Genomic DNA, 26285 nt, shown 5'->3' on the forward strand with positions numbered 1-26285 from the left:
GCCCATTCACATTATTGACAGGCGCCTGAATCCGGGCGGCAAGAGTCTTGAGAACCGCCAGCGGTTCTTGCGTCGGGCCAAATCCCTGGTGCAGGGCGCCGTCAAGAAGACCTCGCAGGAACGCGACATCAAGGACGTCCTGGAGGGAGGGGAAGTCACGATCCCCCTCGACGGCATGCACGAGCCGCGCTTCCGCCGCGAAGGTGGAACGCGCGACATGGTGCTACCCGGCAACAAGAAGTTCATCGAGGGCGACTATCTGCAGCGCTCGGGCCAGGGCAGCGCCAAGAATTCCGGCCCCGGCGAAGGCGACGGCGAAGACGCCTTCCGCTTTGTCCTTTCCCGCGACGAATTCGTCGACCTCTTTCTCGACGATCTCGAACTGCCCGATCTTGCCAAGCGCAAGGTCGCGCAGACCGAGAGCGAAGGCATCCAGCGTGCCGGATACACCACGTCGGGTTCGCCCGCCAATATCTCCGTGAGCCGGACTGTGCGGCGCGCGCTGGCGCGCCGTATCGCGCTCAAGCGTCCCAGCAAGGAGGAGATCGAAGAGCTGGAAGCCGCGATCGAGGCCTGCACGGACGACGACGAACGTCTGGTGCTTCTTGCCCAGCTCGAAAAGCTGAAGGCGAAGTCCAAGCGCATTCCCTTCATCGATCCGCTCGACATCCGCTATCGCCGCTTCGAGACGGTGCCGAAGCCGGTGGCGCAGGCCGTGATGTTCTGCCTGATGGACGTCTCCGGCTCGATGTCCGAGCACATGAAGGATCTCGCCAAACGCTTCTACATGCTGCTCTACGTGTTCCTGAAACGCCGCTACAAGCACGTCGACATCGTCTTCATCCGCCACACCGACCGCGCCGAGGAAGTCGACGAGCAGACTTTCTTCTACGGCCCGGCCTCGGGCGGCACGCTGGTCTCCAGTGCGCTGCAGGCGATGCACGAGATCGTGCGCGAGCGCTTCAACCCGTCGGACTGGAACATCTATGCCGCGCAGGCCTCCGACGGCGACAATTCCTATTCCGACGGTGAGCTCACGGGGCTCCTGCTGACCGACAAGATCCTGCCGGTCTGCCAGTTCTTTGCCTATCTCGAGGTTGGGGAATCCGGCGGCAGCGCCTTCGATCTCTCCGACTCTTCGCTCTGGACCCTCTATGAGCGCCTGCGCAACAGCGGCGCACCGCTCTCGATGCGCAAGGTCTCGGAGCGCAGCGAGATTTTTCCGGTGTTCCACGATCTGTTCCAGCGCCGCGACACTGCCCAGGAGAAAGCCGCTCCATGACGGAACGATTGTTCGAAGGCGCGGATTGGGATTTCCACACCTTGCAGCGCATCACCGACGCCTGCGAGACGGTGGCGATGAAGGATCTCGGGCTCGACGTCTATCCGAACCAGATCGAGGTCATCACCGCCGAGCAGATGCTGGATGCCTATTCTTCCGTCGGCATGCCGCTGTTCTACAAGCACTGGTCCTTTGGCAAGCAGTTCGCCTACCATGAAGCGTCCTACCGCAAGGGCCTGATGGGCCTCGCCTATGAGATCGTGATCAACTCCTCGCCCTGCATCTCCTACCTGATGGAGGAGAACACGGCGACGATGCAGACGCTGGTGATCGCGCATGCTGCCTTCGGCCACAACCACTTCTTCAAGAACAACTATCTTTTCAAGCAGTGGACCGATGCCGACGGCATTCTGGACTATTTGGATTTCGCCAAGAATTACGTCATGCAATGCGAGGAGCGTCACGGCCGCATCGAGGTCGAGCGCACGCTGGATGCCGCGCATGCGCTGATGTCACACGGCATCGATCGCTATCCCGGCAAGAAAAAACTCGATCTGCGCGAGGAGGAGAAGCGGGCAGGGCGTCGCCGTCAGCACGAGGAGGAAGTCTTCAACGACCTCTGGCGCACCGTGCCCAAGGGCGCCTCGAAGACCCGGTCCGCGATCTCGCTCGAACGGCGCCGCAAGCTGCTCGGCCTGCCGCAGGAAAACCTGCTCTACTTCCTGGAGAAGAGCGCGCCGCGGCTGGCGCCGTGGCAGCGCGAGCTGTTGCGCATCGTCCGCCACATCGCGCAATATTTCTATCCGCAGAGCCAGACCAAGGTGATGAACGAGGGGACGGCGACCTACGTCCACTATCGCATCATGACGCAGCTGCACCAGCAGGGCCGCATCAGCGACGGCAACTTCCTCGAATTCCTGGGATCGCACACCAATGTGGTATTCCAGCCCGAATTCGACGATCCGCGCTTCTCCGGCTTCAATCCCTATGCGCTCGGCTTCGCGATGATGCAGGACATCGAGCGCATCGTCACCAGTCCGTCGGACGAGGACCGCGAGTGGTTCCCCGATATCGCCGGCAAGAACGACGTGATGGGCGTGCTGCGCGACGTCTGGGCCAATTATCGCGACGAAAGCTTCATCGCCCAGTTCCTCAGCCCCAAATTGATGCGGCAGCTCCGCATGTTCCATCTGCACGATGATCCCGAAGAGCGCGCCGGCATCCGGGTCGATGCGATCCACGACGAGCGCGGCTTCCGCCGCGTGCGGCGCGAGTTGGCGCGGCAGCACGATGTCGGCTACATCGACGCCAACATCGAGGTGGTCGACGTCGATCTCTCCGGTGACCGCCGCCTGATCCTGCACCACCATGTCATCAAGGGCGCGCAGCTCAACGAAACCGACGCCAAGCGGGTGCTGCAACATCTCGCCGATCTCTGGACCTACGACGTGTCGCTGATCGAGGTCGATGCCAACGACAAGGTCCTGCGCGAATATGTCGTGAGCCCGCGCCCGATCACCGCGGCGGCGTGATCTGGTCGGCGACTCCTGGAACGCGATGGAATTCCCGCGAGTGCGGTGCGCTCCCTCCCCCGCCCGCGGGGGGGGAGGGCCCCGGCGCTATGCGCCGACCTCTCCCGCAAGCGGGAGAGGTTACAGCCAGCCCGAGGCTGATAAGGGCATGAACGTGAATCGATAGCACCTAACTCGATCGCTTCGCCGCCTTCTTCACCTTGCTCGCATTCAGCTCCACCGCCGCGCGGATCAGCGCCTTCAACGCTTTCTCGTTGATCGTCTCGCCTTCGCGAATATCGATTGCGCGCCGGACGTTGCCGTCGAGGCTGGAATTGAACAGGCCGGCGGGATCATCCAGCGCGGCGCCTTTGGCAAAGGTCATCTTCACCACTTCCTTGTAGGTCTCGCCGGTGCAGATGATGCCGTCGTGCTCCCATACGGGAACGCCGCGCCACTTCCACTCTTCGACGACCTCAGGATCGGCCTGCTTGATCAGGCCGCGGACGCGCGCCAGCATTTCGCCGCGCCAGTCGCCGAGCTCCTTGATCCTGCCGTCGATCAACTTGGAGGGCGAGGGTCCGTCCGTCACCTTCGCGGCGTTCTTCTTCGCCTCCGCTTTTTTCATGGCCTGGCCTCACCATGCGTACCACGCCGGGCGAGATACGGGAGCGCGAACAGATAGAGCCCGGTCGCGAGCAGCGGGATCAGCGGCACCAGCGCCAGGAAACCGATCCAGGCCGCATCGAGCTGCATTATCATGGCGACGATGTTGGCGATCACCGCGAGGGTAAAGGCGATGGATAGCCAGCGATGAGTTTGTCGAATCCACATGTTCAACGGACCTCCTTGCGATGGTTGAATGGATGCGCTTACGCGGCCCGCGCCAGCACCTCGTCCAGCTTGGCCAAAAACTGCTTCCAGCCGGCGTGGGCGCCGCCAAAAGCCTGCTTCTGTGTCGGGCCAAAGCCCGCCTGCTCGACACGCAGATGCGTGCCTGCACTCGTCGGCGTCAACGTGAAGGTCACGACGCTCTTGAGGTCGAAGGCGGCGTCTTCATGCGAGAAATTCCAAGTGTAGGCGAGGGTCTTCTGCGGCTCGATGGTGAGCACCTCGCAATCCAGCACGCCGCCCCACTCACCGCGAAGGTTGAAGCGATGACCGACGGATGGCTTGAAGTCGTTCTTCATCAGCCATTCCTCGATCAGATGCGGCTGCGTCAGCGCGCGCCAGAGCCGCTCGGGCGGAAAGGCAAATTCGCGCTCGATCACGACGGAGCGCGTTTGGCTCGAAGCCTCAGTCATTGGTCCATCCTCTTCAGGAGATCGTCGAGTGCGTCGAGCCGCCTCTGCCAGAAGGAGGTCATCTGGCTGGTCCAGTCGATCAGCGGATCGAGTGCGCCGGGCTGCGCGCTGTAATGCGTCTGCCGTCCCTCATGGCGGTCGCGCACCAGGCCCGCCTGCTTCAACGCGCCGAGATGCTTCGAGACGGCCGGCTGGGAAACGCCGGAGCGTGCCGTCAGTGCCCCGACGGTTTGCTCGCCTTCGCGGCACAGCCGCTCGAAGATCGCCCGCCTCGTGGGGTCGGCGAGCGTTCTGAACAAGAGATCGGGGGCCGGAGACATGGATGATCCATAACTATAAAGTTATGGATTAACTCATAGCCGTGGGGTTATGGGTGTGTCAAGCAAGATATCTCTATGGTCGTTGCGCGCCTCAAGGCCGCAAGTACAAATACCCTTGCGACTGCAGCTCAGCCAAACGAACCACGCCGCCTCTTTCCGCGCTGACGAAGCCCGGCAGCAACTCCTTCAGCGTCACGTTCTGCGCTTTCATCGTGTTGCCGCAGGCGGCGAGCTCGACGCCGTCCTTGGAGAATTCGCCGACCCGCTTGCTGATGTCAGGGTTGGCCTGCGCCGCGTGGAACGCCTTCAGCGCCGGCCCATGAATCACCAGCGCGATCGTGACGTGGTCGGGACCGCCGACGCCGTCGATGTGGTTCTGGATGTTGCCGAGCACGAAGTTGACCTTCTCGGCATCGCTGAGATGGTAGACGACCTTGAGCTTATCCGACTTGGCCGGGTCGGCCGCCGCCTTGGCGCGCGAGGCGGCCAACGCTGCGCCGAGCGCCGAGACGGTGCTCCAAAGGATGTTGCGGCGGTTCATGATGATCTCCTTCAACTTGCCGCAGGCATATCATTTGTGGCGCAGCGCGGCGAGTTCCTTGCGATCGGTCACGAGCGCGGCGCACTCGCTGTTGTCAGTCCGGTCGAGCCGGAAGATCCCGTCGTCGCTGCCCGCGACCAGCGATCTCTCGGCCTCGTCATCAGGCTTGTTATGCAGCCAGACCCTGATGCTTTCGAGCCGCACGATGACTGACTTGTCGTCCTTCGACAGCGCAATGCCGATGCCGCCGCCCTCGCAGTCGACGCCGCATCCGAGGCGGACCTCGTTGCCCTCTCTGGTAAAGACCGTGTGGCGGCAAGAGCCGCTGGAGTCGAAATCACCACTCCGGTCGCGATAGCGGAAGCCGAGCCTGAAGGAATTGTGCAGCTGCATGTCCGCTTCAAAAGTCTCCGCCGAGACCAGGAGTTTCATCGTGGCGACCCGCTGCTTGGGGTGTCGTGCCAGGTGCTCGGCATCGTAGCGGCGGACGAAGCAGGCATAGGCGGTCTTGCCTGGCGTGCCCGCATACACGCGCGCATTGAAGGCATCGGCCTCGGCCTTCGTTGTCTCGCGGACCGGGTCAGCCTCGTCGGCATGGGCGACGCCGGTGAATGCGGCAAGGACAAGCGGCAGGATGAGGGTAAGCTTCATGGTCGCACCGAACGCGTGAGCCGTTGACGGCCCGCGGCGGGACGATCGGGGCCGATTGGCAGTTAGTCGCGGGCCAGGCGCGGCGCGTTCACGTTCGCTGCTCCTCGGCATCGTCGTCACCGGATCGACCTGAGACGGATGTGCGGGCGATGCCTTAGTCGCTCCTGGGGCCAGAGCGGTTCAGGGCTCTCGCTCTCTGGAACTCGATATTGGCAGTCCTTCGACGTTGTTCCAGTTCGTCAATGTGATAGCCTTCACAAGCGATCGCGTCTCGAGGTCGTAAGGTGGGGCTGCCTTTGCAAGTTTGTGGAGTCCCTGCGCAATGGGCGAAATTCGCAACTTCAGATCCGAGAATCAGGACGAGCCGCCTCCGCACGGCGTTATGCCTCGTCGTCTCGCAGCAATCATTGTCGGTGACATCGCTTCCTACAGCCGCTTGATGCAGGCCGACGAGGAAGGCACGCATGTTCGCGTCAAGCGGATCGAGCGGGACCTCATTCAGCCCAGCATCGTCGAGCACCATGGAGCTCTGGTGAAGACGACGGGCGATGGTTTCATCGCCATTTTCGACAGCCCCGTCGAGGCGGTTCGCTGCAGCATTGTCATTCAACAGAACTTGATCGGTCGCAATGCCACGCTTCCGAAGCACTCGCGGCTGGAATATCGGATCGGCGTCAATCTCGGCGATGTGATCGTAGAGCCCGACGACGTCTATGGCGACGGCGTCAACATCGCCACGCGTATTGAGGGCATTGCCGAGCCCGGCCAAGTCTACATTTCGGGCGCGATCTACGAGCAGATCAAGCACAAGGTGGTGTGCGGCTACGAGTCGCTTGGAGACCGCAAGGTCAAGAACATCACCGATCCGGTGCGCATCTATCGCGTGCTACCGGATGCAGATGCCGTCGGTAAGACGAGAAGCCGGCGCGAGAACGCGTTGATCTTTTTCCTGGCCATCACGCTGCTCGTCATCGCTGCCGGCGCGCTCTGGTATTTGCTGGCGCAATCCGGCGGGAAGGGCGAGCGGGCCGCCGCGCCAACCGCTCCTTCCGCTGCCCCAACAGCAGCTCCGGCCAGGCCACCGATCCCGCAGCCTATGCCCAGCGAGGCAGCGACGCAGATACCGCAACCATCTACCTCACTGGCCTCGGCCCCTTCCTCGCCGACACCGGCGCCAAGTCCGTCCTCAACGCCGCTGCGCGAGCCCGAAATGATCTCCATTCGGGGCGGCAGTTTCGCGATGGGAAGCAATGACGATCCAACCGAGCGCCCCGTCCACCAGGTCACGATCAAGCCGTTCTCGATCGGAAAATATCCGGTTACGGTGCAGGAGTGGAACGAATGCGCCGCCGCCAAGGCGTGCGGATTCACGGCCATCGGCAGGGACGATAGCCCGGTCAGCAATGTGAGCTGGGCGGACGCGCAGCAATATGCCGCCTGGCTCGCGCAGGCGACGAAGAAGCCGTACCGGCTTCCGAGCGAAGCGGAATGGGAATATGCGGCGCGCGGCGGAACGCAGACAAAATATTGGTGGGGCGACAAGCTCCAGCCGGGCATGGCCGGATGCAAGGATTGCGGCGACCTCGCGGCCGAGCAGCCGGCGAAAGTGGGCAGCTTCAGGCCGAATCCATTCGGGCTCCACGACATGGGCGGTGGCATCGACCAGTGGGTCGAAGACTGCTGGCACAAGAACTATCAGGGTGCGCCGCTCGATGGTTCGGCATGGAGCGGTGGGGACTGCTCATCGCACGTCCTGCGCTCGGGCTCGTGGAAGAACGATTCGAGATATGTGCGGCCGTCCAACCGCGATGGTTACGACACCAACGTCCGTTACCCAACGCATGGATTCCGCGTCGTGCTCAGTCCGTAAGTGCTGGAGTAGCTTCGATGAAGATCATTCATGGCGTGGCACTGGCGACGACGATCGCATTGCTCCCGGGCGCAGCCTACTCGCAAGGGAAGGCCGCGCCAAAGGACGCGAAGCTCTATTTCATCACGCCGCACGATGGGCAGAAGGTGCGCGGCGGATTCTGGGTCCGGTTCGGCTTGCGCAACATGGGCGTGACACATGCCGGCGACGACTACCAGAATGCCGGCCATCATCATCTGCTGGTCGACGTCAGCGAGCCCATCGATCCCAAGGAGCCGATCCCGCAGGACAAGTCACACCTGCATTTCGGGGCCGGGCAGACCGAAACCATGCTCGACCTTCCGCCGGGCCCTCACACCTTGCAGCTCGTGCTCGGCGACGCCAAGCACTATCCGTTCGAGCCGCCGGTCGTGTCGGAGAAGATCACGATACGCGTCAGGCCGCCGGCTTCGGCGCGGGGCAAATGATCACCGCAGGCTGGCGTTGAACTTGTCCAGCGCCGCCGAGCCCGGGCACAGCGTATCGGCTTCCAGCGTGTTGAGCGGGGTCTCGACGGTGTTGAGATGCTCGTGCAGATCTTCCGCATCGGGGTCGACGTACAAAAGCCCGGTGACGATCTGTCCCTTGGCGGCGTGCCTGGCGAGGAAAGTCTGAGCCCCTAACCGGTCATGCGGATCGTAGTCCGCGTCGATCTTGCGGAGCGCGATCTTGCTGCCGTCGTGCTGCTCGACCATCTGCACCGTGCCCGGCGCATAGTCCACCGCGATCGGATCGCGGCCGACCAGCACGTCGAGCCGATTCACGGCGTCGTTGTGCTCGCGGACATAGTCGAAGCTCTTGGTCGAGCCGGCGTGATTGTTGAAAGCGATGCAGGGGCTGATGACGTCGATGAAGGACGCGCCCTTGTGGCGGATCGCGGCCGCGATCAGCGGCACCAGCTGCGTCTTGTCGCCCGAGAACGAGCGCGCCACGAAGGTGGCTCCGAGCTGGAGCGCGATCGCGACGAGGTCGATGGCGTTGTCGGTGTTGGTGACGCCCTTCTTGGACTTCGAGCCGCGGTCGGCGGTCGCCGAGAACTGGCCCTTGGTCAGGCCGTAGACGCCGTTGTTCTCGACGATATAGGTCATGTTGACGCCGCGCCGGATCGAATGCGCGAACTGGCCGAAGCCGATCGAGGCGCTGTCGCCGTCGCCCGAGACGCCGAGATAGATCAGATCGCGGTTGGCGAGATTGGCGCCGGTCAGCACGCTGGGCATGCGGCCGTGCACGGAGTTGAAGCCGTGTGAATTGCCGAGGAAATAATCCGGCGTCTTCGACGAGCAGCCGATGCCGGAAATCTTCGCCACCCGGTGCGGCTCGATCGAGAGTTCGTAGCAGGCCTCGATGATCGAGGCCGTGATCGAATCGTGGCCGCACCCCGCGCACAGCGTCGAGATCTTGCCCTCGTAGTCGCGGTGGGTGTAGCCGAGCTCGTTCTTCTTCAGCCCGGGATGATGGAATTTCGGCTTTGCGATGTAGGTCATGACACGGCCTTGCGGAGCGGGGTCACCTTGAGGTGATCCTGGTGGTCGCCAATGGCTTTTGCGATGTAGCGGGCGGTGATCGGGGTGCCGTCGTAGTGCACGATCGGCACCAGCCGCACCGGATCGATGCCGTTCTCGTTCACGATCAGCTGGCGCAGCTGGCTGTCGCGGTTCTGCTCGACGACATAGACGAAATCGTGCTCGGCGAGGAAGCTTGCGACGCTGGAGTGGAACGGGAACGCGCGGATGCGCAGACGGTCGAGCTGATGCCCGCGCGCTTCCAACAGGCCGATCGCCTCGTCCATCGCCGGCGAGGTCGAGCCGAAATAGATCACGCCGTATTTGGTCGGCCGTTCCGCATTCGCCTGCAACGGTCGCGGCACCAGGTCCTGCGCGGTCTCGAACTTGCGCATCAGGCGCTGCATGTTGTCGGCGTAGACCGAGCCTTCCTCGGAGTAGCGCGCATAGCGGTCGCGCGAAGTGCCGCGCGTGAAGTAGGAGCCCTTGGTCGGATGCGTGCCGGGATAGGTACGATAGGGGATGCCGTCGCCGTCGACGTCAAGATAGCGGCCGAAGTCGCGGCCTTCGTCCAGCATCTCCGCAGTCATCACCTTGCCGCGGTCGTACTGCTTGGAATCGTCCCACTTCAGCGGCCGGCAGAGGCGATGGTTCATTCCGATGTCGAGATCGAGCATCAGGAAGATCGTGGTTTGCAGCCGTTCGGCGAGATCGAACGCGGCGGCTGCGAACTCAAAGGCCTCGGCGGGATCTTCGGGGAACAGCAGCACGTGCTTGGTGTCGCCGTGCGAGGCATAGGCGCAGGCGATGATGTCGCATTGCTGGGTACGGGTCGGCATGCCCGTGGAAGGGCCGGCGCGCTGGATGTTCATGATCACGGCCGGGATCTCGGCGAAGTAGGATAGGCCGATGAACTCGGTCATCAGGGAGATGCCGGGTCCTGACGTCGCGGTGAAGGAGCGTGCGCCGTTCCAGGATGCGCCAATGACGATGCCGATCGAAGCCAGCTCGTCCTCGCCCTGTACAATCGCGTATTTCGCCTTGCCGGTCTGAGGATCGTGCCGGAATTTCTTGCAGTGCGCGGTGAAAGCCTCCGCCACCGATGAGGATGGTGTGATCGGGTACCACGCGCATACGGTCGCGCCGCCATAGACGGCGCCAAGCGCGGCGGCGCTGTTGCCTTCGATGAAGATGCGGTCGCCGACCTTGTCGGACTTCTTCACCCTGAGCCCGATCGGGCACTTCAAGTTCTGCAGCGCCCAGTCGCGTCCGAGATGCAGCGCGTGGACGTTGGAGGAGAGCAGCTTTTCCTTGCCCTTGTACTGCTCGCCGATCAACTGCTCGATCAGCTTCGGGTCCATGTCGAGCAGCGCCGAGAGTGCGCCGAGATAGATGATGTTCTTGAACAGCTGGCGCTGGCGCGGATCGGTATAGGTCGAGTTGGTGATGGCGGTGAGGGGGACGCCGATCACGGTGATGTCGTCGCGAAATTTGGTCGACGGCATCGGCTTGGTGGAATCGTAGAACAGATAGCCGCCGGGCTCGATGCCGGCGACGTCCTTGTCCCAGGTCTGCGGATTCATCGCCACCATCATGTCGACACCGCCGCGGGCGCCGAGATGGCCGTCTTCCGTCACCCGCACCTCGTACCAGGTCGGCAGCCCCTGGATATTGGAGGGGAAGATGTTGCGAGGGGAGACCGGCACGCCATGGCGCAGGATCGCGCGCGCGAACATCTCGTTGGCGCTGGCCGAGCCCGAGCCGTTGACGTTGGCAAAACGAACGACGAAGTCGTTTACGCTGCTGAGCGGCTTTTTGTCGGACATGATGATCCCGCGTGAGTCATTTCGATGAGATATTTCTGCATGTCCCAGGCTCCGGTGGGACAACGCTCGGCGCACAACCCGCAATGCAGGCAGACATCCTCGTCCTTGACCATCACACGCCCGGTCTTGAGGTCGCTGGAAACGTAAAGGTCCTGGTCGGGATGCAGCGATGGCGCCTTCAGCCGCTGGCGTAGATCTGCCTCCTCGCCATTTTGCGTGAAGGTGATGCAGTCCATCGGGCAGATGTCGACGCAGGCGTCGCACTCGATGCAGAGCGAGGTCGAGAACACGGTCTGGACATCGCAGTTCAGGCAGCGCTCGGCTTCGCCAAGCGCGAGCTTGACGTCGTAGCCGAGCTCGACTTCGGTGCGGATGTCCTTCAGCGCGATCACCTTGTCGCGATGCGGCACCTTGAAGCGCTTGTCGTTGGAGATGTCGTTGTCGTAGCTCCATTCGTGGATGCCCATCTTCTGCGAGGAGATATGCACCTCCGGCAGCGGTCGCTCGGTGATGTCCTCGCCCGAGAGCATCTTGTGGATCGACAGCGCGGCATCATGGCCCTGCGCCACCGCCCAGATGATGTTCTTCGGCCCGAACGCGGCGTCGCCGCCGAAGAACACTTTCGGATTGGTCGAGACGAAGGTCTTCGAGTCGACCTTGGGCATGTGCCACTTGTCGAACTCGATGCCGCAATCCTGCTCGATCCAGGGGAAAGCGTTCTCCTGGCCGACCGCGACGAGCACGTCGTCGCATGCGAGGGTTTGGTCGGGCTCGCCGGAGGGAACGAGGTTGCGGCGGCCCTTGGCGCCGTATTCGGCCTTCACCTTCTGGAAGGTGATGCCGGTGAGCTTGCCGTTGTCGTGAATGAAGGCAACGGGGACGAGGAAGTTGAGGATCGGAATGTCCTCGTGAATGGCGTCTTCCTTCTCCCAGGGCGAGGCCTTCATCTCCTCGAAGCCGGAGCGCACGATCACCTTCACGTCCTCGCCGCCGAGGCGGCGGGCTGTGCGGCAGCAGTCCATCGCGGTGTTGCCGCCGCCGAGCACGATGACGCGCTTGCCGATCTTGTCGGTGTGGCCGAACGACACCGACGACAGCCAGTCGATGCCGATGTGGATGCTGGCGGCGGCCTCTTTCCGGCCGGGAATGTCGAGCTCGCGGCCGCGCGGCGCGCCGGTGCCGACGAAGATCGCGTCGTATTTCTCCGCGAGCAGCGCCTTCATGCTCTCGATGCGGTGCCCGCCCTTGAACTCGACGCCGAGACCCAGGATGTAGCCGGTCTCCTCGTCGATCACCGAATCGGGCAGGCGGAATTTCGGGATCTGCGAGCGCATCATGCCGCCGGCCCGGGGATCGCCATCGAACACGGTGCAGTGATAGCCGAGCGGCGCGAGATCGCGCGCCACCGTCAGCGAGGCCGGGCCGCCGCCGACGAAGGCGACGCGCTTGCCGTTCTTCGCCGAGGGGCGCGGCAGGCGCTGCGTGATGTCGTCCTTGAAATCAGCTGCAACGCGCTTGAGCCGGCAGATCGCGACCGGTGTCTCCTCGACGCGCCCGCGCCGGCACGCCGGCTCGCAGGGACGATCGCAGGTGCGTCCCAGAATTCCGGGAAACACGTTCGATTTCCAATTGACCATGTAGGCGTCGCTGTAGCGGCCTTGTGCGATCAGTCGGATGTATTCGGGAACGGGAGTGTGCGCAGGACAAGCCCATTGGCAATCGACCACCTTGTGAAAGTAGTCGGGGGCCGCGATATCGGTCGGTTTCATTCCTACCCTGTCCGCGCAGGCTCAAAGACCCGGCGGCCTCTTTTGTTTGAGCTTGGCGAGCGCTTAACGCGCTTTGATCTGGTTTCTGAATGACGTCATTGGGTTAGCTTATTAGAACCTTTCCGAAGTACAACGGCAAAGTTCTGCGCCTCCCCGCTTTCATGGGAGCCAAGCGCGCACAGCATTAACGGCGGCACGATGCGTGCGGTGCAATATGTGCGATGCGCTCCATCCGCGTCATTGCGAGGAGCCCTTGCGACGAAGCAATCCAGGGTGTCGCTGCGGTGGCAGTCTGGATTGCTTCGTTGCGCTCGCAATGACGGCTGATGTCAGCCGCGCCCGATGTCGCTCTTCGCGAGGTCCCACATCAGGCTGTAAGTGCCGACCGAGACGGGCAGCGGGAAGGGCGATGCAGCAGGGCCTGTGAAGCGTTCGGCGATCACGGCCGAGACCGCGCCGACATGCGTACCGTCGATCAGCACGAACCAGTCGCGCGCGCCCTCGTTGCGCACCGCCGGAATGTCTGCCGTTGCGCCGGACAGTTCGGGCTCGCTCTCCAGTAGATGCATGGAGATGACGCCGTCGCGTTGCTCCGGCGCCAGCTTTTCTTGCAGTGCATCACGCCATGCGCCTGCATTGTCGGGCGTCGGACGCAGGCGAACCACGCCGAGCGCCGCGCCCCGGCCGGTGCCGTTGCTGACGGTGATGCGCGCGACCACGCGCAGCATGTCCTTGAAATGCGCCATGCTCCGGCGCGACCATTTGGTCTGATTGGCGAGCCGCGCCCGGTAAGCGGGGCTGTCGAGCACGTCGAGCGTCACGGTCGAGTACAGCGAGAGATATTTGGGATCGGCGGCGTGCGCGACATAGCGCCGCGCTTCCAGAAAACCGTCGATCGCGACGCGCTCTTCCAGATGCTCGCGATCGTACCAACGGTTGAAATCGGCCTCATCGGCCGCGTCGATGTTCATCGACGTCAGCAGCATGCCCTTTCCGGCGAGCGGCATTTTCTTGTTGTCCTTCTTTCGCGCATTAACGCGCGGCCTTCGACGCGAGGTCCGCGATCGACTTCATCACCGCATCCCTCACGCCGGCATCATAGAGCGAATGTCCGGCTTCTTCCACGAGGCGAATTTCGGAACTCGGCCACGCTTTCGCGAGCGCGTGGGACGTCCGGGGAGGGCACAACATGTCGTAGCGGCCCTGCACGATAATGCCGGGAATGCCGGCGAGCCGGTCCGCGTTCCGCAGCAGTTGGTCTTCGCTCATGAAGCTGTCATTGATGAAGTAATGCGCCTCCATGAACGGCGTCGCCGGCAGCGTGCGCCAGACGTTCAGCGACGCCAGGTCCAGCCGCGTCTTTGCCGGCTTGTGCTCCGACAGGGCACGCTCGGTGTCGTGCCAGGCGCGGGCCGCCGGTCCGTGCACGGCCGGATCGGCATCGAGGATGCGGCGATAATAGGCTTCGACCGGGTGCTCGCGCTCCTCTGGCGGCAGCACGCTGAGAAAATCCTCGTAGAGCGCAGGATAGAACTGCGACAGGCGCGAAGTGAAGGCCGTCTCGACTTCCGCTCGGGTCCCGAGGAATGTCGCGCGGAGCGCAATGCCGGAGACGCGCTCGGGATGCGCTTGCGCATACGCCAGCGCCAATGTCGCGCCCCAGGAGCCACCCACCACCATCCAGCGATCGAAGCCGAACTTTTCGCGAATCTTCTCCATGTCCGCGATCAGATGCGCCGTGGTGTTGTGCTGGCGCGATCCCTTGGGCCGGCTGCGGCCGCAGCCGCGCTGGTCGAACAGTACCGCATGCATCCGCTCGGGATCGAACAGCCGGCGATGGTCGGGCTGGCAGCCGCTGCCGGGCCCGCCATGCAGATAGACCGCGGGAAGGCCGTCGCTGCGGCCGACGCTCTCGACATAGACCTCATGGCCGTCGCCGACATCGAGCATGTCGGAGGTCAGCGGCGCAAAGGGATCGGCACGTCTAATGGAAGCGGCCGCGTCGGCGTCAGGTCCCATTCTCGGATTCCAGGGTGCCGCCGGCGAAGTTGCGATAGAGGAAGCGGCTGGTCTCGCCCTCGGCCTCGGCCTCCGCCTGCTTGAAGATGGTCTCGTGCAGCGGTGACAGCGCACAGGCGGGGTCGGTGTTGGCGGCATCGCCCGTCAGCGCGAAGGCCTGGCAGCGGCAGCCGCCGAAATCGATCTCGCGGAATTCGCAGCTCTTGCACGGCTCCTTCATCCAGCCGGTGCCGCGATAGCGGTTGAAGGCCTCGGAGTTCTGCCAGATCCAGGCGATCGAATGATTGGAGCGCACCGACAAGAAGTCGAGCCCGGTGATGCTCTCGGCGGCGTGGCAGGGCAGCACCTTGCCGGCCGGCGAGATGTTGAAGAACTGCCGACCCCAGCCGCCCATGCATTTCTTCGGCCGCAGTGCGTAGTAATCAGGGACCACGTAGTCGATCGTCAGCCGGCCCTTCAGCCGCTCGCGCGCCGCCTCGACGATCGCCGTGCACTCATCCAACTGCGCCACCGTCGGCATCAGCGCGGCGCGGTTCTTCAGCGCCCAGCCATAATACTGGACATTGGCGACCTCGAGCCGGTCGGCGTCGAGATCGACGGACATCTGGATGATGTCGGGCAGCTGATGCAAATTCTGGCGATGCATTACCGCGTTCACGGTGAGCGGCAGATCGAGTTCGCGCGTCCATTTTGCGACTTCGAGCTTCTTGCGGTGCCCGCCCTTGTAGCCGGCGACGCGATCGGCGAGGCCTTCCTCGATGCCCTGGAAAGAGATCTGCACATGGCAGAGCCCGGCATCGGCGAGTTCGCTCAGCTTCTCGCGCGTCAGCAGCACGGCCGAAGTGATGAGGTTGGTGTAGAGGCCGACGTCGCTGGCATGCTTGACGAGGTCGACGAGGTCCTTGCGCGCCGTCGGCTCGCCGCCGGAGAAATGCACCTGCAGCACGCCGATCTCGGCGAGCTCGCTCAGCACCTTCTTCCATTCATCGGTGGTCAGCTCCTTGCCGGAGCGGTCGAGTTCGACCGGGTTGGAGCAGTAGGGGCATTGCAGCGGGCAGCGATGGGTGATCTCGAGCAGCACGGCGAGCGGAATGCCGAACGTCTCTGCCGTCGAGCGGCTCTTCTCCAGCACCGCGAGGCTGTCGCTGGTGTCAGGCGGGATGGTCGGGAGCACATCGCTCATGGCGTCTTCTCCCTGAGCTCGGTGAGGAAGCCCTTGTCGGCGAGATCCTGCAGCATGACGATGACGTCGGCGAGGATCGCCTCGCGTGGCGCCGCGTATTTTGCTGCCAACAGGTCGGCAATGTCGCCGACATTGCGCTCGCCATTGCAGAGCTGCAAGACCTCGACCGCGATCTCGTCCGGCGCCAGCACGCGTTCCGGCGCCAGGATGACCCAGACCTTGCGCGTCTCGTCATATTTCAGCTTGGCGTGCCGCGGCAGCACCGGGCGGCTCGCCTCGCTGACGCTGATGTTCCGCGGCCCGGCCATTCCAGCTCCTCTTCAGCCGGCTTTGGGCACGAACGCGCCCGGCGGAATATTGCCCTCGACATAGGCGTGCTGGAGCGCATCCAGCTGCACCCACAGCACGTTGGTCTTGAAGATCAGCGCATTGCAAACCAACGCGCGCTCCTCCGGCGTTCTCGCGTGAGTCCTGACATAGTCGAGAGCGAAATTGGCGTCGCGCGGCGCTTGCGCCAGGCGGCGCTTGAAGTAGCTCATGATGTCGGGATTGACGAAGTCGTAGTGCTCCAGCATGCCGGCAATGCGCTCCTCGTGCAGGTTCGGCGCAAACAGCTCGGTCAGCGAGGAAGCGATCGCCTCCAGCGGGCTCTTCTCGCGACAGTAGTGGACGTAAGCCTCCACTGCAAAGCGCGTCGCCGGCAGGATGCCTTCGGTGGATTCCACGTAAGCCGTGTCGAGGCCGAGGCCGTCTGTCAATTTCAGCCAGCGCTCGATGCCGCCCTCGCTGCCGACGTCGCCGTCATGGTCCTCGATGCGGTGACGCCATTCCAGGCGCGTGGCGCGATCGCGGAAGCGCGAGATCACCACCGCGTCCTTGATCGGGATCGTGCTCTGGTAATAATAGCGGTTCAGCGCCCAGGCCTGCACCTGGCCCTTGTTCAGCTTGCCGCCGTGCAACAGCTTATGGAACGGATGCAGGCTGTGATAGCGCGTCGCGCCGATATGGCGCAGCGTCGCCTCCAACTCCCCGGCGGAGTTGAGCCTGATGTCCTTGCCAACAGAGAGCGCGGTCATTCCTGTCATGGACGCGGCATTCACAGCACGATCTCCGTTCCGTCGGCGGGTATCTGCCAGCCCGCCTGTTCAGCGGCCTTGCGCTCGGGTGAAGCGGGCAGCAGCGCCGGGTTCGAGTTATTGATATGCAGAAATATCTTCCTGTCGATACTAAGGTCGGCCAGCCGCGCGATGGCGCCGTCCTGCCCGGACATGGCGACGTGTCCCATGCTCCTGCCGGTCTTGTGGCCTAATCCGGCCTTGATCATCTCGTCGTCCTGCCAGACCGTGCCATCGAAGAACACCAGCGAAGCGCCGTCGATCTCGGCCTTGAGCGCGTCGGTCACCTCGGCGCAGGCGGCGATGAAGTAGAAACACTTCCCGGTCGTCTTGTCGGTGATCTTCAGGCCCAGTGTGTCGCCGTCGCCGCTCTCGCCGCCGGGATGCGCCTTGCCTTCCAGATACCAGGCCGACTTACCCGACACGGCGAAGGGCAGCACTTCCAGTCCGGAGCGCGCACCGTCGGGGAGGCGCGGCTCGAACGGCTCATTGATGCCGATCGGTTGGCGCCGCACGTGCTTCTCGTTCAGCACGTTGAAGATGCTGTTGCTGGCAAGGATCGCCAGCACCTTGTCGTGCGCGTAGATCGTGAACGGCGAGCTCTCGCGCATCGACAGCAGGCCGGCCACCGCATCCACTTCGCTGTTGGTCAGGATCACGCCCGCGACGGGCGTATGGCGCAGCGCCCCGGCCTTGGGGTGCAATTGCGGCGTGGCATTCAATTGCTGGCGCAGATCCGGGGAAGCATTGATCAGGAACCAGTGCTCGCCGTCGCCGCTGAAGGCGACCGAGGCCTGGGTTCTCTGGAGTTCGTGACCGTTCGCACGGGCCGCCCGGCAGCCCTCGCAGCCGCAATTCCATTGCGGCACTCCGCCGCCAGCTGCGGCGCCCAGGACGACGACGCGAAGCATGATCCGTCTCCTGGAAGCAACGTCGCCAGGTGGATCTTACGCCAACACGCTTCTTATCTTCCGGAAACCTATCGTGACCGAAAGAACGCGGGCCGGAAGATCCACCTGCGCAGAACGCAAACTCACCAACCGCTTACTTGCGGGTGGCGCTCACATACATGTTGATTTCCATGCCGCAGGGCACTTCGACGATCTTCGGGGCTTTCCAAGCCATTTTTGGCACTCCATTTTCGCGAATTCGGACGTATCCGCCCACCCGTTAAGTTAGTGCGCGCTGAGAAGTTCGCCAGTGAAATTTTCCCGAGAAGTCCATGTTGCGCCGCGAAAAATAACTTCGGGAACACCACTTCTGAGGCACTGCCTTGCGTCCGGCGCATTCGGTCGTGAACCCTGTCCTGATAAAGCAATTGTGAGTGCAGTGCAGCTTTCATTCCGGTACAGGCGACCCAACTGGATCTCGATGATGCCCAGATATTTCTTCAACACCCGTATCGACGACGAATTGATCGTGGATCCTGAAGGCGAGGACCTGCGCAATCCCGACCACGCCTGGGAGGTCGCCCGCCAGATGATCCTGGAGGTGGTGAAGTCCGAGGGTACCCAACGCGCCCTGTTGGACGCCGTGATCGAGGTGACTGACGGCGAAGGCGAGGTCGTGCTGGAGTTCCCCTTCACCGAGGCCCTGCTGGACATCCCCGACAAGTCCGCGACGCGCCATTAGCCGGACCGGTCTGCGACGCGAAGAGAGGCTCGCCGCTTCCCCCCGTCATTGCGAGGAGCCCTTGCGACGAAGCAATCCAGGCTGCCCCTCCGGAGGCAGTCTGGATTGCGTCGCTCCGCTCGCAATGACGGAGGTATCCCTGCGAAATCCGCATGGCTTTGCCGCGTTCCCGGCGCTAAAAGACGCCGGTTACACGGAGCAAGCCATGCAAGATCTCTGGCGCCTGTCGGCCGCCGACCTCGCCACCCTCGTCAAGTCCAAAAAGGTGTCCGCCAGGGAGGCCGCCAAGGCTGGGCTCGCCCGGCTCGATGCCGTCAATCCCAAGCTCAACGCGGTGATCGACCACCGGCCGGAGGACGTGCTCAAGCAGGCCGACGCCGTCGATGCCGCCATCGCCAGGGGCGAGGACCCCGGCGTGCTCGCCGGCGTGCCCGTCACCATCAAGGCCAATGTCGACCAGGAAGGCTTTGCCACCACCAACGGCCTGAAGCTCCAGCGCGATCTGATCGCGCGCGAGGACAATCCGGTGGTCGCCAACTTCCGGAAAGCGGGCGCTGTCCTCCTGGGCCGCACCAATTGCCCGGCCTTCTCCTATCGCTGGTTCACGACCAATCTGGTCCATGGCGACACCAAGAACCCCCGCGATGCCTCGCTGACCCCGGGCGGCTCCTCCGGCGGCGCCGGTTCGGCGGTCGCGGCCGGCATCGGCCATATCGCCCACGGCACCGACATCGCCGGCTCGATCCGCTACCCCGCCTATGCCTGCGGCGTGCATGGCCTGCGCCCGACGCTGGGCCGCATCCCCGCCTTCAATCCGGCGCTGCCGGAGCGGCCGATCGGGCCGCAGATCATGGCGGTCTCGGGCCCGCTGGCGCGCACCGTCAACGACATCAGGATTTCGCTGGCCGCGATGTCGGCCCGCGACATCCGCGACCCCTGGTTTGTGCCGGCCCCGTTGGAAGGTCCCGCACGGGACAAGCGCGCCGCGCTCTGCCTCAATCCGGACGGCCTTGCCACCACGCCTGAGGTGAAGGCCGCGGTGATCGATGCCGGCAAGCGGCTCGAGCGTGCCGGCTGGACGGTCGAGACGATCGAAAACACGCCGTCGATGCGCGAAGCCGTCGAGTGGCAGATCAAGCTCTGGCTCGGTGACGGCTATGAGGCCCAGCTGGAAATGGCTGAGCGCGAGGGCGATCCCGGCGCGCTGGCGTGCCTGCGCGGCAACCGCGCCAGGGTCACGCCGATGGATCAGGCCAATTACGCAAAGGCGCTGACCCGAAGAGCCACGCTGACCCGCGACTGGATGCTGTTCTTCGAAAAATACGCCGTGCTGCTGACGCCGGTGTCCGGCGAGCTGCCGTTCCCCGATCATCTCGACCGCAAGGACGAGGAGTCCTTCAAGCGCGTCTGGGAAGCGCAGCTGCCGCAGATTGCGATTCCCTTCATGGGGCTGCCAGGCCTCGTGGTCTCCACCGGCCTCGTCGGCAAGGCGCCGGTCGGCGTGCATATCGTCTCCGGCCGCTATCGCGAGGATCTCTGCCTGCTTGCGGGCGAGGCGATCGAGGCCGGCGGCGTGCCGCCGTCGCCGATCGACCCCGTGGGTTAGCGATGTCCGCCATCTACGACTTCAAGGCCAACTCGCTCGCGGGCGAGGAGGTCGCCCTGAAACGTTTCGAAGGGCAGGTGCTGCTGATCGTCAACACCGCGAGCAAATGCGGCTTCACGCCGCAATATCGTGGTCTGGAGGATCTGCATCGCGATCTCTCGCCGCGCGGCCTCTCCGTGCTCGGTTTTCCCTGCAACCAGTTCGGCGCGCAGGAGCCGGGGCCGGCAGATGAGATCCAGGCGTTCTGCTCGACCCATTACGACGTCACCTTTCCCCTGTTCGAGAAGATCGACGTCAACGGCGCCAACGCGCACCCATTGTACGAGTACCTGAAACGCCAGCAATCGGGCCTGCTGGGCGCCTCCATCAAATGGAATTTCACCAAATTCCTGGTGGACCGTGCCGGAAAGGTGATCGCGCGCTACGCACCGACCGCACGGCCCGAAGGATTGCGCAATCAAATCGAGGCCCTGCTATGAGCGAGACAATCATGAGCGACGAATTTCCGGACCGCCTGTCGGTCGATCCGAACAGCCCCTATTACAACGCGGATATTCTCTCCCGCGACGTCGGCATCCGCTTCAAGGGCGTCGAGAAAACCAACGTCGAGGAGTACTGCATCAGCGAAGGCTGGGTCCGCGTCACTGCAGGAAACGCCAAGGACCGCCACGGCAACCCGCTGACCATCAAGGTGCATGGTCCCGTGGAGCCGTATTTCAGGGACAAGAAGTAAGCGCCGCGCGCTTCCTCCTCGTCATTGCGAGGAGCTCAGCGACAAAATTGCGTAGCAATTTTGCGCAGATGCGACGAAGCAATCCAGACTATTTCCGCGGAGACAGACTGGATTGCTTCGCTTCGCTCGCAATGACGAGCATAACCAGCCAGCGAAAGCCACCCCATGTCCGTCCGCATCGTCGACGTCCGCGAGATCACCAAGCCGATCTCCTCGCCGATCCGCAACGCCTATATCGACTTCACCAAGATGACGACGAGCCTGGTTGCGGTCGTCACCGACGTGGTGCGCGACGGCAAGCGCGTCGTCGGCTACGGCTTCAACTCCAACGGCCGCTACGGGCAGGGCGGCCTGATCCGCGAGCGCTTTGCTTCGCGCATCACGGAAGCCGATCCGAAGTCGCTCTTGAATGCCGCCGGCGACAATCTCGACCCCGACAAGGTCTGGTCCGCGATGATGACCAACGAGAAGCCAGGCGGACACGGCGAGCGCTCGGTCGCGGTCGGCACCATCGACATGGCGGTGTGGGATGCGGTGGCGAAGATCGCGGGAAAGCCGCTGTTTCGTTTGCTCGCCGAACGCCACGGCGTCAAAGCCAATCCGCGCGTGTTCGTCTACGCCGCCGGCGGCTATTACTATCCCGGCAAGGATCTCTCGATGCTGCGCGCCGAGATGCGCGGCTATCTCGATCGCGGCTACAACGTCGTCAAGATGAAGATCGGCGGCGCGTCGATCGAAGACGATCGCACCCGCATCGAGGCGGTGTTGAAGGAGATCGGCAAGGACGCGCAGCTCGCGGTCGACGCCAACGGCCGCTTCAATCTCGAGACCGGCATCGCCTACGCCAAGATGCTGCGCGACTATCCCTTGTTCTGGTACGAGGAGGTCGGCGATCCCCTCGACTACGCGCTGCAGGCAGCACTCGCCGAATTCTATCCGGGCCCGATGGCCACAGGCGAAAACCTGTTCAGCCACCAGGACGCCCGCAATCTGATCCGCTACGGCGGCATGCGCCCCGACCGCGACTGGCTGCAATTCGACTGCGCGCTGTCCTATGGCCTGTGCGAATACCAGCGCACGCTGAAAGTACTGAAGACGCACGGCTGGTCGCCCAGCCGCTGCATCCCCCACGGCGGCCACCAGATGTCGCTCAACATCGCGGCGGGGTTGGGTCTCGGCGGCAACGAAAGCTATCCCGACCTGTTTCAGCCCTACGGTGGCTTCCCAGATGGCGTGCGCGTCGAGAACGGCCACATCACCATGCCGGATCTCCCCGGCATCGGTTTCGAAGGCAAGTCGGATCTTTACAAGGAAATGAAGGCGCTGGCGGAGTAGCGCCTGGACCTCGCCAAGCCTTCCACGGTCATGCTCCGCGAAGGCGGAGCATCCAGTACGCCGCGGCGGATGTAGCGGCAGCGAGCTCTTCAACGCCGGCCGCTGGAATACCGGATCGTCCGCCTTCGCGGACGATGACAGCGGTGTATGCGCCCTACGACAACCGCATATCCAGCAGCCGTCGCCCTTCGCCCTTCAGCAGCTTCTTCACCGCGCTCGACGCCACGACCTCGCCGTCATTGGCATAGGCCTCGTGGTTCTTCTCGATGTCGTCGAGGCGGTAGAGGTAGTTGACCATGACGCCGGCCGACTCGCGCACGCCCTTCGGCGAGAGGTCACCGAGCCAGTTGATGCGTTCGAGCCGGGCGCCGTTGCCGAGATGGAAGCGGGCGACGGAATCGATCAGCTTGCCCTTCGGCGTGCGCGCCTTCAGGAAGTAATGCGCCGCAAGCGGCTCGATCACGGCGCGCAGCAACGTGGTCGTCTCGGGGTTCTCGAACCATTTGGGATCGTCGAGGCGCTTCAGGACCTCGCGATCCTCGTCCGTCAGCGGCAGGTCCTTGTCCTGCTTCACCCACTGCATGAAGCCGGGCACCGGCGATAGCGTCACGAAGGTGTCGAGCTTCGGCAGTTCGCGGCGCAACTCCTCGACCACCTGCTTGATCAGGAAGCTGCCGAACGAGATGCCGCCGAGCCCGCGCTGGGTGTTGGAGATCGAATAGAACACGGCGGTGCGGGCGCGCTCGATCGGCAGGTGCTGGCGATCGACGGCGAGCAGCGGTTGAATCGCGCCGGGGATCGTCTCGGTCAGCGCCACCTCCACGAAGATCAGGGGTTCGTCGACCATGGCGGGATGGAAGAAGGCATAGCAGCGGCGATCGACCGGATCGAGGCGGCGGCGCAAATCGTCCCAGTCGCTGATCTCATGAACCGCTTCGTAACGGATGATCTTTTCGAGGATGTTGGCCGGCGTCGACCAGTCAATCCGGCGCAGCACGAGAAACCCCCTGTTGAACCACGAAGACAGCAGATGCGAGACGTCGCGATCGAGCGCGGCGAAATCGGTGTGGCCTTTCATCATGCCGAGCAGGTCCGCACGCATGGCGACGAGATCGCCGGTACCGCCGGGCGCACGGTTGAGGCGGCGGATCAATTCCTGCCGGCGCGGCTCCGAGGCGAAATGCAGTGCGCTTGCGTCCTCGTCGCTCGGCTTGGCGCGCCACTTCTCGATCGCTTTGGACAGGCGCTCGCGATCCGGGCCGAAATCGCGCACCAGTCCGTCGAAGAAGGCGCGGCGTCCCGCCTCATCCAGCTCCCGGTAGATGTCGAGCACCTCACGCGCGATGGCAATGCCCGATGCCTCGCCCCGGCCCGACAGCAGCGCATCGCAAAGCTCGATCAGCCCATCGGCATCCCGTCTGGAGCCGGCGGAATCGCCGCGACGAAGCAGCGTGCGTCCGCGCTCGGAGATGGTGGCGAGCAGGTCGGAGAAAAAGGCGTTGGCCATCGGGACTTTCGGATCAAGATTGTGCGTTGCGGTAGCTTACACGCGATTTGGGCGGAAGCCGATCACAATCCAGCGGAGGAAATGCGGCAACTTTAGTCGGGCCGTGCGTTTGGAGAATGGCGGCATGCCGTGGCGCGGCGTCGCGTTCGGCCACTGGTGTCATGCCCCGCGCAGGCGGGGCATCAGGTACGCTGCGGCCCATCGGTCAATCACAGTCGCTTCGGAGTCCTGGATCGCCCGGTCAAGCCGGGCGATGACACCGAGTGTGTGGCAAACTCCGTCGGCGTCCGCCCCGTCACCTGACGGAACGCGGCCGAGAACGCCGGCACGCTGGCGTAACCGAGTTGGGTCGCGAGCTGCTTGACCGACACGCCGGCATCCGTCGACAAGCGCTGGATCGCGGCCGCGATCCTGGCGCGCTGGCACCAGCTCTTGAAGCTCAGCTGCGTCTCCGTCGAGAACAGCCGCGACAGCGTGCGCGCGGAGGTTCCGACCTCGCGCGCCAGCGTGTCGATGTCGTGCAGGCCGGTGGGATCGTCGAGCACGATCATGGCGGCGCGGCGGCAGCGCGGCTCGTGCGGCAGCGGCACGAAGGTCGCGGAATCCTCAGCCTGGTGCAATTCCAGCATGACGAGCCGCACCAAGAGCTCGGTGCGCTCTTCGGTGTTGCGGGCGTCGAACAGCGCGAGGATCGCCTGGTTGAGCAGCGGCGACACCCGCACCACGAATTCCCGGGTCAGGCCGTCATAGCGCTGCTCGCGCTTCAGCCAGGACAGGTCGAAATACAGCGTGCGCATCTCGATGTCGGCGAGCAGGTCGATGGCGTGCTCGAGGCCGGCCGGCACCCATACGGCGCGGTCCGGCGGCACCAGCCAGCGGCCGCCGGGCGTCGTCACCTGCATGGTGCCCCTGGCCGCATAGATCAGCTGCGCCTCGCGGTGCAAATGCGGATCGATCCGCATGCCCCTGGGATAGTCGCGCGCAACCAGGTGGACGCCCGCGGGCGAACGGTGGTTGCTCCGGACCTCCCGCAGGGTTGGCGTTTCCAAGGTTGGCCTTTCCAAGACAGTCATTGGCAGCATCCCGTCATGGGGAGGAGATATAACTCATTTCGGAGCAGGAGAGGATTCGGGAAATGAACAGCCCCAGCCGGGTCATCGGTTTCGTCAACGCAGGCCATTTCATCGACCATTATGCGATGCTGATCTTCGCCGCCGCCGTCATCATCATGGGGCCGGCGCTCGGCATGGCCTATTCGGAACTTTTGCCTTATGCGACGCCCGGCTTCGTGGCTTTCGGGGCGGGCTCGCTGCTCACCGGCTGGCTCGGGGACCGCTGGAGCCGCCGCCACATGATGCTGATCTTCTTCGTCGGCATCGGTGCGTCCATGATCTCGGTCGGCCTGGTGCAGACCCCGGCGCAACTCGGCGCAGCGCTGCTCGCGATCGGCATCTTTGCCTCCATCTACCATCCCGTCGGTACCGCCATGATCGTGTCCTATGCCGACCGGCTCGGCCGCGAGATGGGCATCAACGGCGTCTGGGGCAATCTCGGCGTGGCCTCCTCGGCGCTGGTGACAGGCGTGATCGGCCAGTATTTCGGCTGGCGGTTTGCCTTCGTCGTGCCCGGCATAGTCACCATCCTGATCGGCATCGCCTTTGCGATGCTGGTCGTGCACGAGGACCGCAAGGGTTCGAAGCAGGCGGCGGCGCAGGCGCGGGTGGCCAAGCAGGACATGTGGCGCGTGGTGCTGTCGCTGCTGATCGTGGTGATCGCGATCTCCACGACGTTCAACGCCGTCACCGTGGCCCTGCCGAAGCTGTTTGCGGAGCGGCTGGCGGATCTGACCAGCAGTCCGGCGCTGCTCGGAATCATCGCGGCCTGCGTCTACGTGTTCGGTGCCATGACGCAGTACACGATCGGCCGTCTGCTCGACCGCTACTCGCTCAAGACGGTGGCGCTGCCGCTGTCCTTCATGCTGGCGCCGTTCCTGTATCTGGCCGCCAGCCTGAACAATCTGCCGCTGATCCTGGTCTCGATCGGCATCGTCATGGGCGCGTTCGGGCAGGTTACGGTCAACGACGCCATGGTCGGCAAATACACCAGCGAGGAATGGCGCTCGCGCGCCTATGCGGTGCGCTATTTCATCGGCTTCACCGCCGCCGGCGCCTCGGTCGGCCTGGTCGCCTGGCTCTACGAGCAGGGCGGCTTCGTCACGATGCTGCACGCCTTCGCAGCGCTCTGCCTGCTGGCCATCGCAGCCGCCATCATCCTGCCGCGCGAGATCCGGACGCCGCAGCCGGCGTGAGGTCCTGTCATTCCGGGGCGCGCGTAAGCGCGAACCCGGCATCCATCGGGCGGCAGAGACTGCAGAGAAATGGATTCCGGGCTCGTCGCTGCGCGACGCCCCGGATGACAGGAGACTGAGCGGCACGTCACGCACGCCGCCGATCATGAACTCTACCCCTGTTTTGCCCGACGACGCAAATTGCTTCGCCAAAGCCGAAATTTTCTCAAGCCTTTTCAACGCCGTCGCTACT

28 protein-coding genes are annotated in these 26285 nt (G+C 63.8%); 10 read left to right on the forward strand and 18 right to left on the reverse strand.

Annotated features, from left to right (window positions below; translation table 11 throughout):
• Positions 1 to 4: 4 nt before the first annotated feature.
• On the forward strand, positions 5 to 1282 hold the full coding sequence (locus C7G42_RS08870; RefSeq protein WP_199580809.1) for a YeaH/YhbH family protein: 1278 nt from the start codon (positions 5 to 7) through the stop codon (positions 1280 to 1282).
• Positions 1279 to 2814, forward strand: coding sequence for a SpoVR family protein (locus tag C7G42_RS08875; protein WP_106948542.1), 1536 nt, complete (start codon positions 1279 to 1281; stop codon positions 2812 to 2814). The genes C7G42_RS08870 and C7G42_RS08875 overlap by 4 nt, the downstream gene beginning before the upstream one ends.
• Before the next feature lie 169 nt (positions 2815 to 2983).
• Here C7G42_RS08875 and C7G42_RS08880 read toward each other — a convergent pair whose 3' ends face one another.
• The 6 genes from C7G42_RS08880 to C7G42_RS08905 all read right to left on the reverse strand — a co-directional run bounded on the left by C7G42_RS08880 (position 2984) and on the right by C7G42_RS08905 (position 5609).
• On the reverse strand, positions 2984 to 3421 hold the full coding sequence (locus C7G42_RS08880) for a DUF1801 domain-containing protein (RefSeq protein ID WP_106948543.1): 438 nt from the start codon (positions 3419 to 3421) through the stop codon (positions 2984 to 2986).
• The gene (locus tag C7G42_RS08885) at positions 3418 to 3627 is read right to left on the reverse strand and encodes a hypothetical protein (RefSeq protein WP_106948544.1); all 210 of its coding nucleotides are present in this window, start codon (positions 3625 to 3627) and stop codon (positions 3418 to 3420) included. Before C7G42_RS08885 ends, C7G42_RS08880 begins: the two co-directional genes overlap by 4 nt.
• A gap of 38 nt (positions 3628 to 3665) precedes the next feature.
• Positions 3666 to 4097, reverse strand: a complete 432-nt coding sequence (locus C7G42_RS08890; protein ID WP_106948545.1) for an SRPBCC family protein — start codon at positions 4095 to 4097, stop codon at positions 3666 to 3668.
• Entirely contained in the window at positions 4094 to 4417 is a 324-nt protein-coding gene (locus C7G42_RS08895; protein ID WP_094893749.1) for an ArsR/SmtB family transcription factor, read from the reverse strand. Before C7G42_RS08895 ends, C7G42_RS08890 begins: the two co-directional genes overlap by 4 nt.
• A gap of 91 nt (positions 4418 to 4508) precedes the next feature.
• Positions 4509 to 4958 carry a DsrE family protein gene (locus tag C7G42_RS08900; RefSeq protein ID WP_106948909.1) on the reverse strand — a complete coding sequence of 150 codons (450 nt, stop codon included), beginning with the start codon at positions 4956 to 4958 and terminating at the stop codon, positions 4509 to 4511.
• A 30-nt stretch (positions 4959 to 4988) separates the two neighbouring features.
• Positions 4989 to 5609: a hypothetical protein gene (locus C7G42_RS08905; protein ID WP_106948546.1), complete on the reverse strand. Its 621-nt coding sequence runs from the start codon at positions 5607 to 5609 to the stop codon at positions 4989 to 4991.
• Positions 5610 to 5931: 322 nt separating this feature from the next.
• Between C7G42_RS08905 and C7G42_RS08910 the strand changes: the two genes are divergently transcribed.
• Together C7G42_RS08910 and C7G42_RS08915 are read left to right on the forward strand one after the other, a co-directional pair.
• Positions 5932 to 7479 carry an SUMF1/EgtB/PvdO family nonheme iron enzyme gene (locus tag C7G42_RS08910; RefSeq protein WP_106948547.1) on the forward strand — a complete coding sequence of 516 codons (1548 nt, stop codon included), beginning with the start codon at positions 5932 to 5934 and terminating at the stop codon, positions 7477 to 7479.
• A gap of 17 nt (positions 7480 to 7496) precedes the next feature.
• Positions 7497 to 7946: a DUF4399 domain-containing protein gene (locus C7G42_RS08915; RefSeq protein WP_106948548.1), complete on the forward strand. Its 450-nt coding sequence runs from the start codon at positions 7497 to 7499 to the stop codon at positions 7944 to 7946.
• On the opposite strand, the gene C7G42_RS08920 is transcribed toward C7G42_RS08915, so the two are convergent.
• From C7G42_RS08920 to pqqA, 10 genes are all read right to left on the reverse strand, one after another.
• On the reverse strand, positions 7947 to 9002 hold the full coding sequence (locus C7G42_RS08920; protein WP_106948549.1) for a 2-oxoacid:ferredoxin oxidoreductase subunit beta: 1056 nt from the start codon (positions 9000 to 9002) through the stop codon (positions 7947 to 7949).
• Positions 8999 to 10846 carry a 2-oxoacid:acceptor oxidoreductase subunit alpha gene (locus C7G42_RS08925; protein WP_199580720.1) on the reverse strand — a complete coding sequence of 616 codons (1848 nt, stop codon included), beginning with the start codon at positions 10844 to 10846 and terminating at the stop codon, positions 8999 to 9001. Before C7G42_RS08925 ends, C7G42_RS08920 begins: the two co-directional genes overlap by 4 nt.
• Positions 10816 to 12615: an FAD-dependent oxidoreductase gene (locus C7G42_RS08930; RefSeq protein WP_106948551.1), complete on the reverse strand. Its 1800-nt coding sequence runs from the start codon at positions 12613 to 12615 to the stop codon at positions 10816 to 10818. The genes C7G42_RS08925 and C7G42_RS08930 overlap by 31 nt, the downstream gene beginning before the upstream one ends.
• A gap of 329 nt (positions 12616 to 12944) precedes the next feature.
• A complete protein-coding gene (locus C7G42_RS08940) occupies positions 12945 to 13622 on the reverse strand; it encodes a DUF4286 family protein (protein WP_106948553.1) in 678 nt (225 codons plus the stop codon).
• A 25-nt stretch (positions 13623 to 13647) separates the two neighbouring features.
• Complete coding sequence (pip, locus tag C7G42_RS08945) at positions 13648 to 14634, reverse strand: prolyl aminopeptidase (protein WP_106948554.1); 987 nt, start codon at positions 14632 to 14634, stop codon at positions 13648 to 13650.
• Complete coding sequence (gene pqqE, locus C7G42_RS08950) at positions 14624 to 15817, reverse strand: pyrroloquinoline quinone biosynthesis protein PqqE (protein WP_106948555.1); 1194 nt, start codon at positions 15815 to 15817, stop codon at positions 14624 to 14626. The genes pip and pqqE overlap by 11 nt, the downstream gene beginning before the upstream one ends.
• Positions 15814 to 16125 carry a pyrroloquinoline quinone biosynthesis peptide chaperone PqqD gene (gene pqqD / locus C7G42_RS08955; protein WP_106948556.1) on the reverse strand — a complete coding sequence of 104 codons (312 nt, stop codon included), beginning with the start codon at positions 16123 to 16125 and terminating at the stop codon, positions 15814 to 15816. Before pqqD ends, pqqE begins: the two co-directional genes overlap by 4 nt.
• Before the next feature lie 12 nt (positions 16126 to 16137).
• Positions 16138 to 16917 (reverse strand): pyrroloquinoline-quinone synthase PqqC, encoded by a 780-nt coding sequence (gene pqqC, locus C7G42_RS08960; RefSeq protein WP_106948557.1) that lies wholly within the window; start codon positions 16915 to 16917, stop codon positions 16138 to 16140.
• Positions 16914 to 17843 (reverse strand): pyrroloquinoline quinone biosynthesis protein PqqB, encoded by a 930-nt coding sequence (pqqB, locus tag C7G42_RS08965; RefSeq protein WP_106948558.1) that lies wholly within the window; start codon positions 17841 to 17843, stop codon positions 16914 to 16916. The genes pqqC and pqqB overlap by 4 nt, the downstream gene beginning before the upstream one ends.
• 133 nt (positions 17844 to 17976) lie before the next feature.
• Positions 17977 to 18057, reverse strand: coding sequence for a pyrroloquinoline quinone precursor peptide PqqA (gene pqqA / locus C7G42_RS08970; protein WP_007595659.1), 81 nt, complete (start codon positions 18055 to 18057; stop codon positions 17977 to 17979).
• A gap of 249 nt (positions 18058 to 18306) precedes the next feature.
• On the opposite strand from pqqA, the gene C7G42_RS08975 reads away from it, so the two are divergent.
• From C7G42_RS08975 to tarD, 5 genes are all read left to right on the forward strand, one after another.
• Positions 18307 to 18564, forward strand: coding sequence for a DUF6894 family protein (locus tag C7G42_RS08975; protein WP_199580721.1), 258 nt, complete (start codon positions 18307 to 18309; stop codon positions 18562 to 18564).
• A 205-nt stretch (positions 18565 to 18769) separates the two neighbouring features.
• Positions 18770 to 20170: an amidase family protein gene (locus C7G42_RS08980; protein WP_106948910.1), complete on the forward strand. Its 1401-nt coding sequence runs from the start codon at positions 18770 to 18772 to the stop codon at positions 20168 to 20170.
• Between the two features lie 2 nt (positions 20171 to 20172).
• Entirely contained in the window at positions 20173 to 20649 is a 477-nt protein-coding gene (locus C7G42_RS08985; protein WP_106948560.1) for a glutathione peroxidase, read from the forward strand.
• Positions 20646 to 20903, forward strand: coding sequence for a DUF3297 family protein (locus C7G42_RS08990; protein ID WP_015684132.1), 258 nt, complete (start codon positions 20646 to 20648; stop codon positions 20901 to 20903). Before C7G42_RS08985 ends, C7G42_RS08990 begins: the two co-directional genes overlap by 4 nt.
• 165 nt (positions 20904 to 21068) lie before the next feature.
• Positions 21069 to 22238: a D(-)-tartrate dehydratase gene (gene tarD / locus C7G42_RS08995; protein WP_106948561.1), complete on the forward strand. Its 1170-nt coding sequence runs from the start codon at positions 21069 to 21071 to the stop codon at positions 22236 to 22238.
• 154 nt (positions 22239 to 22392) lie between these two features.
• Here tarD and C7G42_RS09000 read toward each other — a convergent pair whose 3' ends face one another.
• Both C7G42_RS09000 and C7G42_RS09005 read right to left on the reverse strand, forming a co-directional pair.
• Positions 22393 to 23745: a malonyl-CoA decarboxylase gene (locus C7G42_RS09000; protein ID WP_106948562.1), complete on the reverse strand. Its 1353-nt coding sequence runs from the start codon at positions 23743 to 23745 to the stop codon at positions 22393 to 22395.
• Between the two features lie 209 nt (positions 23746 to 23954).
• Entirely contained in the window at positions 23955 to 24827 is an 873-nt protein-coding gene (locus tag C7G42_RS09005) for an AraC family transcriptional regulator (protein ID WP_106948563.1), read from the reverse strand.
• A gap of 53 nt (positions 24828 to 24880) precedes the next feature.
• On the opposite strand from C7G42_RS09005, the gene C7G42_RS09010 reads away from it, so the two are divergent.
• Entirely contained in the window at positions 24881 to 26053 is a 1173-nt protein-coding gene (locus C7G42_RS09010; protein WP_106948564.1) for an MFS transporter, read from the forward strand.
• Positions 26054 to 26285: the final 232 nt, after the last annotated feature.

It is taken from the genome of Bradyrhizobium sp. MOS003, assembly GCF_003020125.1.
Lineage (GTDB): Bacteria > Pseudomonadota > Alphaproteobacteria > Rhizobiales > Xanthobacteraceae > Bradyrhizobium.